This window comes from Allokutzneria albata, assembly GCF_900103775.1.
Classification (GTDB): Bacteria; Actinomycetota; Actinomycetes; order Mycobacteriales; family Pseudonocardiaceae; genus Allokutzneria; species Allokutzneria albata.
The window spans coordinates 3,008,288-3,025,511 of record NZ_LT629701.1 but is presented as its reverse complement, the minus strand read 5'-3'; the positions used below and the strand labels follow the sequence as shown (position 1 = coordinate 3,025,511).

Annotated in this window: 12 protein-coding genes and 1 pseudogene; 6 read left to right on the top strand and 7 right to left on the bottom strand. The window is 69.3% G+C overall.

What is annotated here, in order from left to right; genetic code table 11:
• Positions 1-181: 181 nt before the first annotated feature.
• Entirely contained in the window at positions 182-1,246 is a 1,065-nt protein-coding gene (locus BLT28_RS13570) for a cytochrome P450 (protein WP_030431310.1), read from the top strand.
• 133 nt (positions 1,247-1,379) lie between these two features.
• Here the strand turns inward: BLT28_RS13570 and BLT28_RS13565 are convergent, their stop codons facing one another.
• The 3 genes from BLT28_RS13565 to BLT28_RS13555 form a co-directional block, all read right to left on the bottom strand.
• A complete protein-coding gene (locus BLT28_RS13565) occupies positions 1,380-4,448 on the bottom strand; it encodes a M48 family metalloprotease (protein ID WP_030431311.1) in 3,069 nt (1,022 codons plus the stop codon).
• Positions 4,429-4,899, bottom strand: a complete 471-nt coding sequence (locus BLT28_RS13560) for a hypothetical protein (protein ID WP_030431312.1) — start codon at positions 4,897-4,899, stop codon at positions 4,429-4,431. The genes BLT28_RS13565 and BLT28_RS13560 overlap by 20 nt, the downstream gene beginning before the upstream one ends.
• 153 nt (positions 4,900-5,052) lie before the next feature.
• Complete coding sequence (locus BLT28_RS13555) at positions 5,053-5,577, bottom strand: peroxiredoxin-like family protein (protein ID WP_030431313.1); 525 nt, start codon at positions 5,575-5,577, stop codon at positions 5,053-5,055.
• A 69-nt stretch (positions 5,578-5,646) separates the two neighbouring features.
• Here BLT28_RS13555 and BLT28_RS13550 point away from each other — a divergent pair, with 69 nt between their 5' ends.
• On the top strand, positions 5,647-6,255 hold the full coding sequence (locus BLT28_RS13550; RefSeq protein ID WP_030431314.1) for a TetR/AcrR family transcriptional regulator: 609 nt from the start codon (positions 5,647-5,649) through the stop codon (positions 6,253-6,255).
• On the opposite strand, the gene BLT28_RS13545 is transcribed toward BLT28_RS13550, so the two are convergent.
• The gene (locus BLT28_RS13545; protein ID WP_030431315.1) at positions 6,252-7,184 is read right to left on the bottom strand and encodes a LysR family transcriptional regulator; all 933 of its coding nucleotides are present in this window, start codon (positions 7,182-7,184) and stop codon (positions 6,252-6,254) included. The genes BLT28_RS13550 and BLT28_RS13545 overlap by 4 nt on opposite strands.
• 110 nt (positions 7,185-7,294) lie before the next feature.
• Here BLT28_RS13545 and dnaE point away from each other — a divergent pair, with 110 nt between their 5' ends.
• From dnaE to BLT28_RS13530, 3 genes are all read left to right on the top strand, one after another.
• The gene (gene dnaE, locus BLT28_RS13540; RefSeq protein WP_083383739.1) at positions 7,295-10,810 is read left to right on the top strand and encodes a DNA polymerase III subunit alpha; all 3,516 of its coding nucleotides are present in this window, start codon (positions 7,295-7,297) and stop codon (positions 10,808-10,810) included.
• A 137-nt stretch (positions 10,811-10,947) separates the two neighbouring features.
• A complete protein-coding gene (locus BLT28_RS13535; protein ID WP_052408303.1) occupies positions 10,948-11,304 on the top strand; it encodes an STAS domain-containing protein in 357 nt (118 codons plus the stop codon).
• A gap of 45 nt (positions 11,305-11,349) precedes the next feature.
• Positions 11,350-11,802: a hypothetical protein gene (locus BLT28_RS13530; protein WP_030433914.1), complete on the top strand. Its 453-nt coding sequence runs from the start codon at positions 11,350-11,352 to the stop codon at positions 11,800-11,802.
• 3 nt (positions 11,803-11,805) lie between these two features.
• On the opposite strand, the gene BLT28_RS13525 is transcribed toward BLT28_RS13530, so the two are convergent.
• The gene (locus BLT28_RS13525) at positions 11,806-12,759 is read right to left on the bottom strand and encodes a methanogen output domain 1-containing protein (RefSeq protein ID WP_052408302.1); all 954 of its coding nucleotides are present in this window, start codon (positions 12,757-12,759) and stop codon (positions 11,806-11,808) included.
• A 383-nt stretch (positions 12,760-13,142) separates the two neighbouring features.
• Here BLT28_RS13525 and BLT28_RS13520 point away from each other — a divergent pair, with 383 nt between their 5' ends.
• Positions 13,143-13,676, top strand: coding sequence for a histidine phosphatase family protein (locus BLT28_RS13520; protein ID WP_030433912.1), 534 nt, complete (start codon positions 13,143-13,145; stop codon positions 13,674-13,676).
• Here the strand turns inward: BLT28_RS13520 and BLT28_RS41910 are convergent.
• A pseudogene (locus tag BLT28_RS41910) lies at positions 13,669-14,788 on the bottom strand (DUF222 domain-containing protein). The gene BLT28_RS13520 and the pseudogene BLT28_RS41910 sit on opposite strands and share 8 nt — an antisense overlap.
• A gap of 182 nt (positions 14,789-14,970) precedes the next feature.
• Positions 14,971-17,196 carry a family 43 glycosylhydrolase gene (locus BLT28_RS13505; protein ID WP_030433910.1) on the bottom strand — a complete coding sequence of 742 codons (2,226 nt, stop codon included), beginning with the start codon at positions 17,194-17,196 and terminating at the stop codon, positions 14,971-14,973.
• Positions 17,197-17,224: the final 28 nt, after the last annotated feature.

Genomic DNA, 17,224 nt, shown 5'->3' with positions numbered 1-17,224 from the left:
CTGCTTCTGGTTGATTGACGCCTGTTCGAGCGCGGGGAATTCCTTGACACGCCAACGGAATGCGATTGATATTCCGTCCTGGTTCGCACTACCCGAGGGAGCGTGCAATGAAACTCGTCAAGCGCCTCATCCGTCGCCGCCGTTTCGCCTCGCCGGGCTACTACGCCTATCCGGCGGTGTGATGAACCCGCGTGCGGCGGCACTCGCCGCGGCCGCCGCACGTGCGGACGACGGCATCAGCGAGGTCGAGCCGGGTGTGTGGCTGGTGACCGATCCGACCGCGACAGAACGGCTTCTGGCGAACAAGGCCGCGTTCGCTCCCCGCGCGGACCTGCGCACCACCGTCACCTCGTGGGGGCCGGACGGACTCGCGACCTGGATGGCGGTTCGCCGGGCGATGCGGCCGCTCCTGTCCGCCGCCAGGGCTGACGCGTTCACCCCGGTGATCGCCGCCGAGGCCGAGCGGATCACCGCCGCCTGGCCGGATGTCGTCGATGCGATGCGGGAGGCGGTTCGGCTGGTCTCCGCGATCAACGTCCGATATGTGCTCGGCGAGGCGGCTCCGGCGATTTCTGCCTTGGTGGACAAGGAACTCTCGGTGGCGTCGCGGCTCTGGCGGCGACGCCGCGCCCAGTGCGCGACGTACGAGGCCATTCGACGCCACGTCCGCACCACGAACACGGGGTTGCCCGCTCACCTCGCGGAGCACGGTTTCGACGAGCACGCCATCACCTTGTCGGTGCGCACGATGTTGTTGTCCAGCCACCATGTTCCCGCCGCAGCCTTGGCCTGGTGCCTGCACGAACTGTCGGCCCACCCCGACGTGCAGGAGCGCGCTCGCACCGATGTTCCTTTCTGCCAAGCGGTTGTCCGCGAGGTGCTGCGCTTGCACCCGCCGGTCTGGCAGTTGCCCCGGCAGCTCGCCGCGCCCGTCGGTGACCTCCCCGCCGGCGTGACGGTGCTGTTCAGCCCTTACCTCAACCAGCGCGATCCCGGCGCCTACGCGGAGCCTGACGAGTTCCGCCCGCAGCGGTGGCAGTCCGGCGCGTGTCCGGCCTCCGGCAGCTACTTCCCCTTCGCGCTCGGCCCGCGCTTCTGCCCTGGTTCCCAGCTCGCGCTGACCGAGCTGACGGTCATTCTCGGCACGGTTCTCCGCTCGTACCGGCTCATGCCGCACAAGCCCGCGAAGCCCTCGCGCGGCATTCTCCACGCGCCGAACGGTCTTCATCTTCGCGTGGGGCCGTAAGGTGGAGCGGCTCTTTCGCCTTGCTGGAGCGATGAATTCGGGTTACTACTTCAAGGTCGGGCGCGGCGGTAACGCGGCCTTCCGGGACCCCAAGGGCGGCAAGCCCAGGCCGATCGAGTTCTGAGACCGGGCCTCAGCGCGGGAGCACCGACCGGGCGGTGTCGATCGCCTGGTCGAGCTCCCGCAGCGCGGCGCGGAAGAGCGCGGTGTCCGTCCGGGAAAGCGCGGTCCGACAGTCCTGGGCGGCTTTGCGGCCCTGAGCGATGAAGTGGCTCCAGCGGCGCTGCGGCTCCGCGTCGGCGATGCGGAAGTGGCCGCTCGCGTCCAGGGTGACCTCCGCGAGTGCCGTGCACAGGGGCTCCACCCGTGTCACGTCGACCCTGCCGCGCACCTCGTCCACATAGGACAGAATGCGGCTCGCTCCGGTGTCGAAGCGGAGCAGGAGGTCTCGTCCACCGTGACCGGCCCAATCGGGCAGTGGGAGTTCCCGTGCCGGTGCGGGCAGTAGTGAAGTGGGGTTTCCCCGCTCCAAGGTGTCGGCGCGTGCCTTGATCACTCCGGCGGTGCCCATGGCCTCCTCGATCCACAGCATCGACGTCTGGACCGCGGCGCGCTCGCACTCCCGTGCCACCCTCTGCACCTGGGTGATGAACGTCTGCCAGATCTCGTGGGTTTGTGGCTCGGGGAAACGGAAGTAGCCGCTCGCGGCCCGAGTGATCCCGCCGAGCGGACCGCACGCAGAACGGTCGATCGCGCCGTTCGTCGCCTTGACGTGCGCGACGAACCGAGCGCTCTCCTCGGTGAAGCGCCTCAGCAGCCTCTCGCCGCCGTAGCGCCGCCACGCCACGATCTGGAGCCGCTTGATCTGCGGTGAGGCCGACGAAGTGCCGGCGGGGCCGAATAGCTGGGTCGTCGGGGGTTCGGGCACGCCCGAAGAGGGGATCCACTCCGGCGCCGCCACGGCCACCGCGGCGATGCACGCGACCGCGACGCAGGCCCGTCGGGCTGTCACGTGCGCCCTTGGTGCGACGGGGACGCGTGGTTTCCCGAAGAGCGAACCGACCGCGGCGACGATGATCGAGACGACGGCGGCCGACACCACGACGAGCGTGATGATCGGTCCGACTTCCGGCCAGCCGGAGCCGAGCACGAAGGCCCCCGCCAGGCCGAGCAGCGTCGCGACCTGGGTGGCGATGAGACCGGCGAACAACCGGTAGCGGGAACAGAGCGCGCTCGCGGCGATCGCAGCCACCACGGCGGTTCCCATGAGGACCACGAAGACCCATGCCAGATAAAGCAATTCGACGAGGCCGCCCTCCTCGGCGGCTTGCGGATGCGCGGCCTGGACGAGCGCGATCGCACCCCAGCTCGCCAAGCCCGTCAGAACGCCGGGCAGCAGCACGCGGGGCAGCGACGGCACCGGGACGCCGAGCGGTTCCGGGACCTCGTCGGAGACCGCGCACGCCCAGCGGGCCGGGCCAGGCCGGATCGTCCACGCCAGCAACGGAACCACCCACAGCGCTGCGACCACGGCGAGGGCGAGTGGGACCTTGTTGACGGACGCGATCAGCGTGATGGCGATGGGAATCGCCGACAGCATGCCCTGGTGCTCGGCGAACGGGCCGGGGAACGCCTGCTCCACCGACTGGCGCATCATGTCGAGGTCGATCGGCCAGCCGACCACGAACAGCGCTCCACCGCCCTGCCACCACGCCAGCCACCCGGCGAGCACCAGGCACGCCGCGACCAGCCCGACGGCCATCGCGGGGCGGAGCGTGCGCCCGCGCCACGTGCTGACGGCGAGCAGGGCGCATCGTGCGGTCCACCAGCCGAACACGGCGCCCGCGACCACGAAAAGGAGAACGACCTCGGGATGGTCGGGAAGCCAGTTGTAGACGGCGTTCTTGCCCGTGAGCAGTTCGCTGACGGTCATGCCGGCGCCCAGCCAGAGGCCCGCCCGCACCCCGGACGGCACCGGGCGCGACGTGAGCACGGCGTGCGCGACGGCCCGCCACAGCGCCGTTCCCGCCGCACCAGCGGCCAAGCCCGCCGCGAGGATCGCGACCGCCTGGTCCACCCACCAGCCCGCGAGCTGGTATTCCTTGAGGTAGCGCCAGAAGTTGTCGTTGATCAGCGTCGTGGTCGCACCGATGAGGAACATCGGCAACGCCCGCACGCCGAACAGGGCCGAGGTGTCGGTCAGCGAGTGCCAGCGCAGCTCCCACCGCGGATGCGTGCGCCACAGCTCCGCGAGGGAGGCCACCACACCCCGGAAGCCTGCGGGCATCGGCGGCTGCGCGATCGCGAAGCCGTGCAGGGCTGCACCCCAGCGCACCGCGGTCAGATCGGCGTAGATCTCCCTGGTGCGCAGGACGTCCGACCGCGCGAGGTAGACCAGCGCGATCATGAAGGCCGTCAGCACGAAGCCGCGGGTCACACCGGGCGCGTGGGCTGACCACAGCGGCGAGTTCGGCCAGCTCGGCAGGCTCTGGACGGTCATCACGAGCTCGGGCAGCACCGTGACGGCGAGGAACGCGCGCCACAGCGCGACGGTGGCGTAGGTGATGGTGACGTCGCCGTTGTGGATGTGGGCGAACTCGTGCAGCAGCACGGCCCGGAAGCCCTCGCGGTTGCTGTGCCTGTCGGCGATCAGGCCACCGTGCAGGCACACGATCGGTCTGCGGGTGCTGCCGAACACCACAGCCCCGGTGGAGGTCGCGATCGGGTCCACGACGACGCGCGGAAGGCGCCGGAGCCCGGCCACGGCGGCGAGTTCCGCCAGCGTCCGGTGGATCTCGCCTTCCGGATCGACCGCCGCCAGCGGAACGACGCGACCGCGCCGGGCCTTCCACGCCGACAACCCGAGGAACACCAGGCCCGCCACGGCCAGCAACAGCGCCGGCCACGCCAAGGGCAGCCACCAGGGCGGAGGCGGGGCGAACTCGGCCATGCACGCCTGGTAGGCAGGCGTCTGCCCCGCTCTGTTCACGACCGCGGCCCGATCCGAGCCCGCGGTGGGGTCGACCCCGGCCGCCAGCGTGCACCCCCAGCCCTCCGGACTGCGGGTGAACTCCAGCACCACCGCGACGCTCGCCGCCAGCATCAACACGACGAGCAGCGCGAAGCGCACGGTCGTGCCCGCGCCCACCGCCCGTTCGTCGATCCGCGGCGCGGCGACGGCGCTAGCCAGGTTCTTCCTCATCGCTCGCGTCGAGCGTCAAGCGGGCCACCACCGCGTCGGCGACAGCTCTGGCCCTCTCCTCGGACATGCCGCGGTGCAAGGCCGCCTCGTACACCTTCCGCCAGCCCTCGGCCAACTGCTCCGGGGTCAGCGGCGGAACGACCACCCGTGCGGGCCCCTTGCGGAAGACCTTTCGCAGCAACGCTCTCATCCCTTTGGCGGCACCGTCCACGGCGGTGCCCGCGACCTTCTGGGCGATCTGGTCCACCACGATCCAGACCACCGGGGCGACCATCACCGCGATCTCGCCCAGGCCGAACCCCAGTGGTTCCCTCCGGTTGCCGCCCCGGCGCAGCCGCCGGACGACGGTGCCGTCGTCGAAGCCCGCCAGGCCGTCCACGACCGGCAGTTCCTCCGGCGCGACCTCGGCAACCACGTCGCGCACCACGTCCCGTACGGCTACTGACCCCATAACATCACGATGACGGCACGAGCCCCGATTGTCGATAACAACCGGGCAACGAGGATCATCTACAGTGGACGGTCGCCGAGCTTCAGGCTGAAGGCAAGGTATTCCACCGGTTAGCCGGTTGTGATGAGGGTGGCGCTGTGCTCAGGAGCGCCCTCACGCGTGCCCGCTCTTCTCGCGAGCTCCGGCGAGCGCCAGCAGCTCGTCGACCGACCACTGGTCGTAGGCGTGCTCGCCGTGCTTGGAAGCGAGCACGCTGCCGTCCCGGTCGAGCAGGAAGTCGGCCGGGAGCCCGAGCCGTCCACCGTCCTGTTTGGACGCGGGCGGCCGGAAACGACCCAGCACCGTCAGGGCCGACCCGCGCAGGATCGCGCCCCACGTGCGCGGGTGCAGCAGTGCGCGGCGGCTCGACTCCACGCCGTACTCCCGGTAGTAGCGCTTCTCCGGATCGGCGATGACCGCGAACGGCAGGTCGTACTCGCGCAGCTCGTCGGCGGGGGAGTGGAAGAAGACCACCTCGCGGATGCCCGCCGCGGTGATCTCGCCGTGCCGCCGCACGACCGACTGCAGGTGCAGGTTGCAGACGGGGCAACCGGCGAAGCGGCGGAACTGCAGGTGTACCAGGCGATCCGGGTCGGGCACGCGGACGCGCTCCCCGGAGACGGCGATCAGCTCGCGCATGGCTCCTCCTGTAAGCGTGTGGTGTACGCCTACGCGCGTATGCGCGTATGCTGTACGCTGTCAAACGCCATGCCACGACCTCGTTCCCTCACCCCAGAACAGATCGCGACCGCCGCGCTGACCGTGCTCGACCGCGACGGGCTCGACAGCCTGTCCATGCGCACGGTCGCCCAGGAGCTGGGCATGGGCACGATGTCGCTCTACCGCTACGTCAGCGACCGCGGCCAGGTCGAGGAGTTGGTCGTCGACCTCGTGCTCCGGGCCGTCGACGCGGGCATTCCCCGTGGCACGCCGGGAAAGCGCCTCAGTGCGCTCGCCGACCGGGTGCGGGTCGCGGTGTCCGGGCACCCGGCCGTCGTGCCGCTGCTGCTGACCTACCGGCACCGCTCGCCCAGCTCACGGCGCTGGGGAGAGGCGGTGCTGACCGTGCTCACCGACGCCGGGCTGACCGGCAAGCGCCGGGTGATCGCGTTCCGCGCCCTCCTCGGCTACGTCTTCGGCGCGCTCCAGGTCGCGCATTTCGGTTCGCTGTCCGGTCCCGGCACCGCCGCGCTGGCCGATCTGCCGCCCGAGGAGTTCCCGATCCTGTCCGAGACCGCGGCCCAGGCTCGGGACATCCCGCCGGAGGAGGAGTTCCGGAAGGGCTTGGAGATCGTGCTGCGCGGGCTCGGGCTCTAGCCGAAGCTCGCGCGGTCGGCCGGCGGGACCCACTGGCGCGCCGGGTCCAGCGGGGTGAAGTTCTCCGCGACGTGCCGCACCAGCCGGGGCAGCGCGGGGTGCGGGTGGTGCCGGTTGAGCAGCAGTGACCACGGGTAGACCGGGATCGGCTGCACGATGGGGATCTGGACGACGTCCGGGTACCACGGCACGCGCATGCGCTCGGCGGCGAAGCTGAACCAGTCCGTCGACCGGCCCAGCTCTTCGAGCAGGTGGTCGAACCCGAAGTGCGGACCCGTCGTGTCGATCCTGATGCCCAGCTCCTCCTCCAGCGCCTCGTAGTAGTCCGCCCACTCGCTGCCGGGCTGGTTGTCCGGCATCCACGCGGTCCCGCCCACCAGCTCCGCCACGGTCACGCTGCGCCGCCGCGCCAGCGGGTGCCTGCGCCCGACCAGGAGGTGCAGCGGTTCGAGGTAGGCCGGGTGGTGGGCGATGGACTCGTCCAGCGTGCCGATCACCCGTGCGAAGGCCGCGTCGACGCTGCGATCGGCCAGCGCCGGTCGCGCGTCGCGAAGCCCTTGGGAGGTCACGATTTCCACCTCGACGCCGGTGGACTGGTAGAACTCCCGGACGAGTTCGGTCGAGGCCAGCCAGGTGCCGAGCACGTCGATCCGCAGCGGCCTGCGCCTGGCGCGCAGCGCCGCGACGGCCTGGTCGGCCACGGTGAGCAGGGCGCGGGCGTGCGGCAGGAACGCGTCACCGTCGCTGGTGAGGCTGGTCCCGCTGCTGCGCGAGCGGTGCAGCAGGGTGGTGGCCAGATCGTCCTCCAGTCGGGCGATCCGCTTGGACACGGCCTGCTGGGAGAGCCCGAGCCGGGTCGCCGCCTCGCCGAAGTGCCGCTCGTCCGCCACCGTGACGAACGCGCGGACCGCTCCGAGGTCCAGCTCCACGTTCACTCCTGTCGGTTGTCAGCTCCGGGTGTCGGTTGTTGGACGACCGCCCAGCGACCGCGTTCCAATGCCCTCGCCCTGAAGAACCTACAACGAGGGGGAGTGACGGGGTGGATTCCTTCGTTCACCTGCACGTGCACACCGAGTACTCGATGCTCGACGGTGCGGCGAAGATCGCTCCGTTGTTCGCCGAGGCGCAGCGGTTGGAGATGCCGGCGGTGGGGATGACCGACCACGGGAACATGTACGGGGCGGATCAGTTCTACCAGCAGGCGAAGAAGTTCGGGATCAAGCCGATCATCGGGATCGAGGCGTATGTCGCGCCGACGAGTCGGGGTCACAAGAAGCCGGTGTTCTGGGGTGAGCCGCACCAGCGTGGTGATGATCTTGCTGGTGGTGGTGCGTACACGCACATGACGATGGTGGCGCGGAACGCGACGGGGTTGCGGAACCTGTTCAAGCTGTCGAGTTTGGCGAGTATCGAGGGGTATTACCGCAAGCCGCGGATGGATCGGGACATCATCGCGCAGTACTCGGAGGGGATCGTCGCCACGACGGGGTGTCCGTCGGGTGAGGTGCAGACGCGCCTTCGGTTGGGGCATGAGAGGGAAGCGGTTCAGGCGGCGGCGGATTACCGGGATATCTTCGGGGCGGAGAACTTTTTCCTGGAGTTGATGGATCACGGTCTGGACATCGAGCGCCGGGTGCGCGAGGGTCTGTTGAAGATCGGTAAGGATCTGGGTATCAAGCCGTTGGCGACGAATGATTCGCATTATGTGACCAGGGATCAGGCGGATACGCATTCGGCGTTGTTGTGCGTGCAGTCGGGGAAGACGCTGAACGATCCGAACCGGTTCAAGTTCGATGGTGATGGTTATTACCTGAAGTCCGCGGCGGAGATGCGGCAGATCTGGGATTCCGAGGTCGAGGGGGCCACGGACAACACGTTGCTGGTCGCGGAGATGGTCGAGCCCTACGACGAGGTCTACGCGAACAGGGACCGCATGCCCCGGTTCGCGGTGCCGCCCGGCCACAGCGAGGCGAGCTGGCTGCACCACCAGGTGCTGGAGGGCCTGCGCTGGCGGTTCCCGTCCGGCGTCGGGGAGGAATACACCGCGCGCGCCGAGTTCGAGCTGGATGTCATCGCGCAGAAGGGGTTTCCGGCGTACTTCCTCGTCGTGGCCGACCTCGTCCGCCACGCCAGGAAGGTCGGCATCCGCGTCGGCCCCGGACGCGGCTCGGCGGCCGGGTCGCTGGTGGCGTACGCGCTGGGGATCACCAACCTGGACCCGATCCGGCTCGGACTGCTGTTCGAGCGGTTCCTCAACCCGGAACGCACGTCCATGCCGGACATCGACATCGACTTCGACGACCGCAGGCGCGGCGAGATGATCCGCTACGCCACCGACAAGTACGGCTCCGACAAGGTCGCCCAGGTGATCACGTTCGGCACGATCAAGACCAAGGCGGCGATCAAGGACTCGGCTCGTGTCCACTACGGACAGCCGGGCTACGCGATCGCCGACAGGATCTCCAAGGCGCTGCCGCCGCCGGTCGCCGCGAAGGACATCCCCCTGTCCGGCATCGTCGACCCCAAGCACGAGCGCTACGGCGAAGCGGCGGAAGTGCGCGCCCTGATCGAGAACGACGCCGAGGTGTCGAAGATCTTCGAGACGGCGCGCGGCCTGGAGGGCCTGATCCGCAACGCCGGTGTGCACGCCTGTGCGGTGATCATGTCCTCGCAACCGCTGATGGACTCCATCCCGCTGTGGCAGCGCGACGACGGCTCGATCATCACCGGCTGGGACTACCCCTCCTGCGAGGCCATCGGCCTGCTGAAGATGGACTTCCTCGGCCTGCGCAACCTGACCGTCATCGGCGACGCGATCGAGAACATCAAGGCCAACCGCGGCATGGACATCGATCTGGACACCCTCGGCGTCGACGACCCGGAGACCTACGCCCTGCTGGGCCGCGGGGACAGCCTCGGCGTGTTCCAGCTCGACGGCGGTGCGATGCGGGAGCTGTTGCGGCGCATGCAACCCACGGGCTTCGGCGACATCATCGCGGTGAACGCGTTGTACCGCCCCGGCCCGATGGCGATGAACACGCACAACAACTACGCCGACCGGAAGAACGGCCGCCAGGCCATCGAGCCGATCCACCCGGAGCTGGCGGACGACCTGGAGGACGTCCTCGCCGAGACCTACGGCCTGGTCGTCTACCAGGAACAGATCATGACGATCGCGCAGCGGGTGGCGGGCTACTCGATGGGCCGCGCCGACGTGCTGCGCCGGGCGATGGGCAAGAAGAAGAAAGAGGTCCTGGACAAGGAGTTCGAGGGCTTCCAGCGGGGCATGCGCGACAAGAGCTTCTCCGACGGGGCGATCAAGGCGCTGTGGGACACGATCCTCCCGTTCGCCGGGTACGCGTTCAACAAGTCGCACGCCGCCGGGTACGCGCTCGTCGGCTACTGGACCGCCTACCTGAAGGCGAACTACCGCGCCGAGTACATGGCCGCGCTGCTCACCTCCGTCGGGGACAACAAGGACAAGTCCGCGATCTACCTGTCCGAGTGCCGTCGGCTCGGCATCAAGGTGCTGCCGCCGGACGTCAACGAGTCCGCGCTGCGCTTCGCCGCGGTCGGCGACGACATCCGCTTCGGCCTCGGCGCGATCCGCAACGTCGGCGCCAACGTGGTCGACTCGATCATCAGGACGCGCGGTTCGAAGGGCGTGTTCACCTCCTTCACCGACTTCCTCGACAAGTCCGAGCTGGTCTGCTGCAACAAGCGGGTCCTCGAATCGCTGATCAAGGCGGGTGCCTTCGACTCGCTCGGCGCCACCCGGCTGTCGATGAGCAACGTGCACGAGGCGGCCGTGGACGCCGTCGTCCCGATCAAGCGCCAGGAGGCCATGGGCCAGTTCGACCTGTTCGGCGCCGAGCCGACCCCGGACGCGTCCCCACTGGCCCACCTGGCGTTCGGCGAGGAGGAGTGGCCGCGCGAGCAGCTGCTCGCCTTCGAGCGGGACATGCTCGGCCTCTACGTCTCCGCCCACCCGCTCGACGGGGCCGAGCCCGTGCTGCGCAGGCACGCCCCGCGCCCGATCGCCTCGATCCTGGACAACCCGCCGCGGGAGGGCGAGCTGGTCGTCGCCGGCTTGATCACGTCGTTGGAGCGGCGGATCAACAAGAAGGGGGAGCCCTGGGCGATCTGCACCGTCGAGGACCTCGACGGCGCCATCGAGGTGCTGTTCTTCCCCAAGTCCTACGCCCTGTTCGCGGCCGACCTGGTCGAGGACAACGCGGTGCTGGTGAAGGGCCGGGTGAACTGGCGCGAGGACAGGATGTCGGTCTTCGGCGCCGACCTGGCCCCGCTCGACCTCACGGCGGGCGGTGACGCCCTCGTGCTGGTGATCAACGGCAGGCTGGTCACCGAGTCGGTCGTGCTCGAACTCAAGCAGACCCTGCTGGCGCATCGCGGCGACACCCCCGTGCTCCTGGAGATCACCGGCCTCAGCCGCACGCACAAGCTCGCCGTGCCGGACTACCCGGTTCGGCCCAGTCCCGCGCTCCGGGCGGAGCTGCGCGGCATCCCCGGGGTCACGCTGCAGCGCCCGGCGTAACCCCGGTCCACCACGCGTCCGGGGGATCGACGACGCCCCGGCGGGTGCCGAAGATCATCTCCTCGGTCTGGGCGGACCGGGTGCGTGCTGTTAGCGTCGCGTCACCGGAAGGTCTGTGACCGTGGGAGGTGGGTGCTGTGTCCTCGGACGACGGCGAGCTGCTCGACGTGCGGTGGAGCACCGTCAACGGGTGGCAGGTGCTGTCGCTGGCCGGAGAGGTCGACGTCTCGCGCCAGGACGAGCTCTACGACGAGCTGTCCACGGCCCTGCGCTCCGACTCCGCCAAGGTGGTGCTGGACCTGTCCCAGGTCTCCTACATCGACTCCTCGGGGCTGTCGGCGATCGCCGTCGCCAACCGCGAGGCGCACGAGGTCGGAGCGGTCTTCCGTGTGGCCGGGTCCTGCGGGTTCGTCTCCCGCCTGCTCCGGACCACGGGGCTGGACACGGTGCTCGACCTGCACCCCACGGTCGGTGCGGCGGTCGGCTCGACCTGAGCGCTCGGCGGGACCGGTCCCGAACCGCGGGATTAGGTTGCGGGAATGGTGCGCAGCATGGTCGTGGTGCTCGCGTCCGCCCTCCTGCTGGGCGGATGCGCCTCCGTGCAGGACAAGGTCAACGGTGCCTGCTCGGACGTCAAGGACGTGGTGAACGCCGTGCCCGAGTTCGCCGACCGGACCCACGCCGGGGTGACCGTGCCCGCGCTCGGCAAGCAGATCGAAGTCGCCCAGGCCGCGGGCAGGACCTTCGAGGTCGCCGGTGCGGACGCCGATTTCCGCGCCGCGTGGGAAAAGATGATCAACGCCCTCCAGGAGAACGCGACGGCGTGGAAGGGCTGGGACAACAAGACGCGGCCTCGCGGCAGCGACATGTACTTCATGGTGATGTTCGCCAAGGCGGAGAAGGAAGCCGACGAGGCGAAGGGCGCGCTCGACACGGCCGCGGGCAAGAGCGGCTTCACCGAGTGCGGAGACGCCATCCGGTGGCGGTACTGACGCTCAGGAGCCCGCGGCGTACTGGTGCGCGTTCGGCGGCGACTCCGAGGCCGCACCGAGGTGCAGCACCACTCGGCACCCGGGGTCACCGAGGGCGATGCGCTCTTCGAGGGTGACCGCGGCCTGTCCGGCGCTGCGGGCCGCGATGCCGCCGAACACCGCGGAGGTCAGGCGGCACAGCGAAGGCGAGCGCTGCACCGCGGGCCCGAACGGGCAGCGGCTGTTGACCAGCACGATCCGGTCCTGGCTCACCTCGACGACCCGGAACGTGCCGCCGATGGCCGTCTTCAGGCGGACCAGGCACTCCGCGACCTGCTCCGGGGTCAGCGGCTTCGCCTCGGCGTTCCCGGTGGCGATCCGGTACTCCTTCTCCATCTGGCCACCGATGTCCGCGCCGACCTGCGCGATCGCGCGCTGGGCCGCGCTGGGCCCCTGCTGCTGCTCGATGGTGTTGGCGAGCTGGACGACCAGCGCCCGCAGGAAGCTCTCCCGGCTGAACCCGCCGGAGGCCGCCGCCTCGTCGAGGTGCGGCAGCGGGTTCACCGTGTGCCCGCGCGGCGGCTCGATCGCGATGTCGACCGGCCGGGAGACCGGCAGCGTCGACCGGACGACCTTGCCGACCCGGCGGGCGGCCACCGCCAGCTCCGGCGAGAGCTGGGAGACCAGCCAGAGCCCCCGGCCGCGCGGCTGAGCGGAGTCCGGGGCGTGCGCGGGCAGCGCGAAGGCGGGCCCCAGGTCGCGCACGGTCAGCGTCGGCTGGGCCTGGGTCCATTCCAGGGTGACCCACACCGGGCCGCTGCCGTGGTCGAGCGCGTTCGCGGTCAGCTCCATCGCGATCAGCTCGGCGTCGGCCAGCTCCTCCGCCGTGGAGTGCGAGTGCCTGGCCAGGTAGTCGCGGATCTCCCGGCGCAGTGCCGAGGGCACTGTCCGGTCGTGCCGGTCGACGAACCAGTCCACGAGGCCGTCTCCTACTCGTAGTCCACGCCGCGGTGTTGCCCACCGCACGGCAACGGTAAACCTCCTCAGCCACAGGGGGCGAACAACACCCGCACGATGGTCCCCTCGGGGCCGGTGTGCGCGCGGACCGGGTCGGCCCGGCAGGTCCGCCGGGGCGTAGCGGTCACGTCGCCGTCCCAGACCAGCTGATGCGCCGCCGGCTCGTCCTCCAGCGCGCCGCTCAGCTCCGCTTGGCTTCGGCGGCGGGAACACCTGCACGGCCCCGCGGGCCAGCGCCGCCTCGATCTCGTCGACACCGCGGAGCGGATCGGTGCCCGCGGAACCGACGTGCCGGATCCACTGGTGCAGGACCAGCAGGGCTGTTCGTGCGGCACAATGCGGGCATGCCGGGTCATCTCATCCTGGTCCGCCACGCCGAGTCGGTGGTCCCACGACCCGGTGGACCCGACGAGTTCCACCGCCCACTGACCGAGACCGGCCTCGCCCAGGCCGAGAACCTGGTCGCCGAACTGGTGTCGGCGCGCCCCACGCTCATCGTGTCCAGCCCGTACCTGCGCGCCGTGCAGACCGTCGAACCTCTCGCACGCGCGGTCGGCCTGCCCGTTCGGACCAGGTGGGAGCTGCGGGAGTGGGATTCCGGCCTGGAACCGACCCCCGACTACGCCCGCTACTACGCCGAGAGCTGGGCCGACCCGGCCGCCGCTCGTCCCGGTGGTGAGAGCCTGCGGCAGCTCACCGACCGCGCCGTCGCCGCACTCACCGCGCTCGCCGGGGAGAGCGACGGGGGAACCGTCGTCGTCGGCAGCCACGGCACGTTCGTCGCCAGGGCGCTCGTCGGCTTCGGCATGTCCACTGTGGACTGGGAGTTCAGTCGCGCGATGCCGATGCCCGCGATCTACCGCATCGAGGTCAGCTGAACCTGTTGTCCTCCTCTAGCTCGAGTTGAAGATCCACTCGGATGTTCCGTACCGGTGTCTGGTCCGGGTCTGCCCGTCGTGGTGGGATGAAGCTCGGTATCCCGTGCTCGAAGACGATCTCCCAGTCTCCTTCGTGGATCACGTGATGGTGGTGCACGCACAGCAGCACGAGGTTCGTGAGATCGGTCGGCCCGCCGTCGATCCAGTGCCATCCATGGTGGGCTTCCGTCCACGCCGGTGGCCGATCACAGCCCGGGAACGCACACCCCTTGTCCCATATGGCCAGGGCCCGGCGTTGGGCGGGGGAGGCCAGCCGTCGTTCCCTCTCATAGTCGAGGAGTTCGCTGTCGCCGCCGAGCACGACGGGGATGATCCCGGCATCGCACGCGGCCTGCCGCATCAACCTGGCGCTGATCGGGTCACCGTTCTGGGTCTGACCACACCCGGCCTTCGCGGCCAGGACATCGAAGTCCATCGTGACGATCAACTGCGTCCGCATGCCACCGTTGATGCGGAGATCCTTTGCCGACATCGCCGTGGTCATCGCCTCGATGAACGCATCCGCGAGACGCTGCTCGGACGTGCGGGGATCCTTCTCCCCGTCCACCGTCTTCGGCTTGGACAACGCCAGCAGGAACGCCTTGATCTTCGCCCCGTTGAGCGGGTCGATGACCGCGTTGATGTGCAGGCACCCGTCCTGGTCGTTGGCCATCCGCCACGCCCGCGTCGCGATGCCTTCTTGTTCGTCGCGGTAGACGCCGTCGGGGGCGACATGAGCCCGGATGCGTTTGCCGACCTGCATCAGCTCCCGCGAGGTCAACCGCGCAGACCTCCGCCAACGCCCGATCCGCCCGCGCCCGGTATTCGTCCGGGAGCCGTTTGACCGCATCCGAGATCACCACCGCATGCTCACCACTCATGGTGCCGCTGTACACGGCATCCTGGGTGTGCGGCAACGACGGCAGCTCATGCACGCGCCGGGTGCGGCGTTTCGCGTCCGCCTGGTTGAGGTTCAGCGTGGACCGCAACAGAATCGACAGATCCTTGCATCCGTGCCGGGTGTCCAGCCCTCGTTCCTCGGCCTGCCGAGCGGCATCGATCTTCACCGCCATCACCAAGTTCCCGATCCGTTCCAACTCTTTCAGGAAGGGGATACCTCGATTATAGCGGCGAGCCTGACAGTGTCTAATCCGTTGCCGCGCAGGGAAAGCCAGGCGGCACCCAACCGCAGGCCGATCCCACGCTGGTACCGGCGCAAGCTGGAAGTCCAGCCGTACCCCAGCTGGAAGTCCGACTAAGAACCCCGATAAACCCGGAAGTACGCAAACGCAGCAGCAACCACCGGCACATCCCCACCATGCGCCACTAGACCAACCCGCGGCGCGACCCCCGCCGGGAACACCCAAGTCCCGCCCCAATTCCAGTGCACGCCATCGACGCTGACCCCACCCCGAAACCGATGCTCCCCGCTCATCGGATCCACGCTGTGCGCAAGCCGCAACCAGGTCGTAGTCGCCGGAGCGGTCAGCGTCACCTGCCCGTAGACGAGCCGCCCGGCATGCGGAAGCTCCCGGCCGAACTCCACCTGCCGAGTGTTCCAGATCGCAACATGGCTCAACCGCGCGAAATCGTCGTCATTGGCATAGGCGATCAGGCCAGCTTGCTGGAAGTTGCGCACGGTCCCTTCGTCGAGGTCGAGGTCGAGCCGGGTCTCCACGACGTAGTCGCCGCGCGGTGGATCGCGGAGGAGAACGCCAGCATTGTTGTTGTTGCCAACCACATCCGCGGCCTGAGCAGGCCAGTGCAGCGAACCTCCGCGCACGGTCGCGGACGGATCGGCGCGAACCCACGTCCACCCGTCCCCAAGTGCGCCGTCGAACTCGTCCGAAGCCGTGCGGTCGAGGCGGCCCGGGCGCGGCGTGGGCTCGGGACGCCACACAGGCTGGGCCAAGCGTGCGACGGAGACGTTGTCCAGCTCGGCCGCACCTCGTGCGATGAGGGCGAAGGAATCCTCCATGTGGTGCGGCAGATCGCGCGACTGTTCGGAAACAGGATCACCGAGCCGGGCATCGGTCACCGACGCGGTCAGCGCCCCATCCCGCACTCTGATGGTGAGCGAATGCCAAGCTTCGTGACGAAAACTCGCGGGAAGGGGAGTTCGCCGCGCGCCGCGCCCCGGCACATCCGTCACCAGCGCCGCGGATTGCCGGTCGACCAGAACGGTAGTGCCACCTACGGACACTCCGGCAACCCCGCCAACTCGCACGTCCAGTTCGATGAAGGCGTTGGTGGGCAACGACTCAAGCGACCAAAGCTTGTTTTGCCCCGGAGACACATGCCGTAGCAGCCCGGACTCCACTTTCCAACCTGGCAAAGAAGGCTGCCAGCCAGGGCCGATCGCGGTGCGATCGAAGCGATCGTCGACGACGCCGGACGTCACCGGAGCGCGCTGGCGCCCGGTCGACGCGCCTGCGCCCGCACGCACGGTCGGCCAGCCGTCGATCCAGTCGAGCCGGTCGAGCAACATCGGTCGCATGTTCACGCCGTGTGGTTCGTTCAAGTACGGATCGGAGCGGTCGATACCGTGGTACACCAACCAGTCCTGGCCCGCCGCATCGGTGACAACCGAGTTGTGCCCAGTACCGATCCACCGGTTGCCGTTCTGCTGCACCACCGGCGTGCCGCCCGTGCGCGAGCCGAGCAGCGAAACGCCGTCGCGATCCACGAACGGCCCAGTCGGGAACCGGGACCGACCGGCGAACACGCTGTAGCCGGTAGCGGGCCCCACGCAACAGTTGGCGGACGAGGCGAACAAGTAGTACCAGCCGTTTTTCCTTACTGCGTAAGCACCCTCGTATCGGTCACCGATCGCGATCCGTGTTGCGGCTCCGATCATCCGCGTTCCGTCCTCGGAGAGCGGAACGACGAAAAGCCCTCCGTAGTAGGAGCCGTAGTACAGCCAACGCTTGCCGTCTGTGTCAGTCAGCATCGCGGGGTCGAGGATCGACCAGAACCGACCTTGGTCTCCGGGAACGGGTGGCACCACGGGAGCGTCGAGCGCGGTCCACGGACCCGAGGGCGAGGGTGCCGTCGCCCCACCGACCGCGGCGTCACCGCCCTCGTTCAGCACGGTGTCGGTGACCGTGAAGTACAACAGGTACCGGCCGTCGACGTAGCGGATGTCCGGCGCCCAGAGGCCCGCGCCGTGCGCCGCCCAACGAGGCCGGGATGCCTGGGTGAACACGTCGGTGACGTACTCCCAGCGCGTCAGGTCGGCCGAGCGCATGATCGGCAGCAGGCGGTGGTCGTGCTCGCCCCGCCGCAGCGGGTCACCGGTCCCGAACGCGTACCATAAGCCGTCCTTGCCCCGGATCACCGCAGGGTCGGCGAAGGTGTCGGCGGCCGGGGCGGACACCGGGTTGGCGTAGCGCTGTTCCGGATCGGCCGCCGCGGTCACCGGGGAGAGGGCGACGGTGAGCGCCACCGCCAGCGCGAGCACCCGATCCAGAAAACTCGCCATGGCGCGAGGTCCCTCCGGTCAAGAGCAG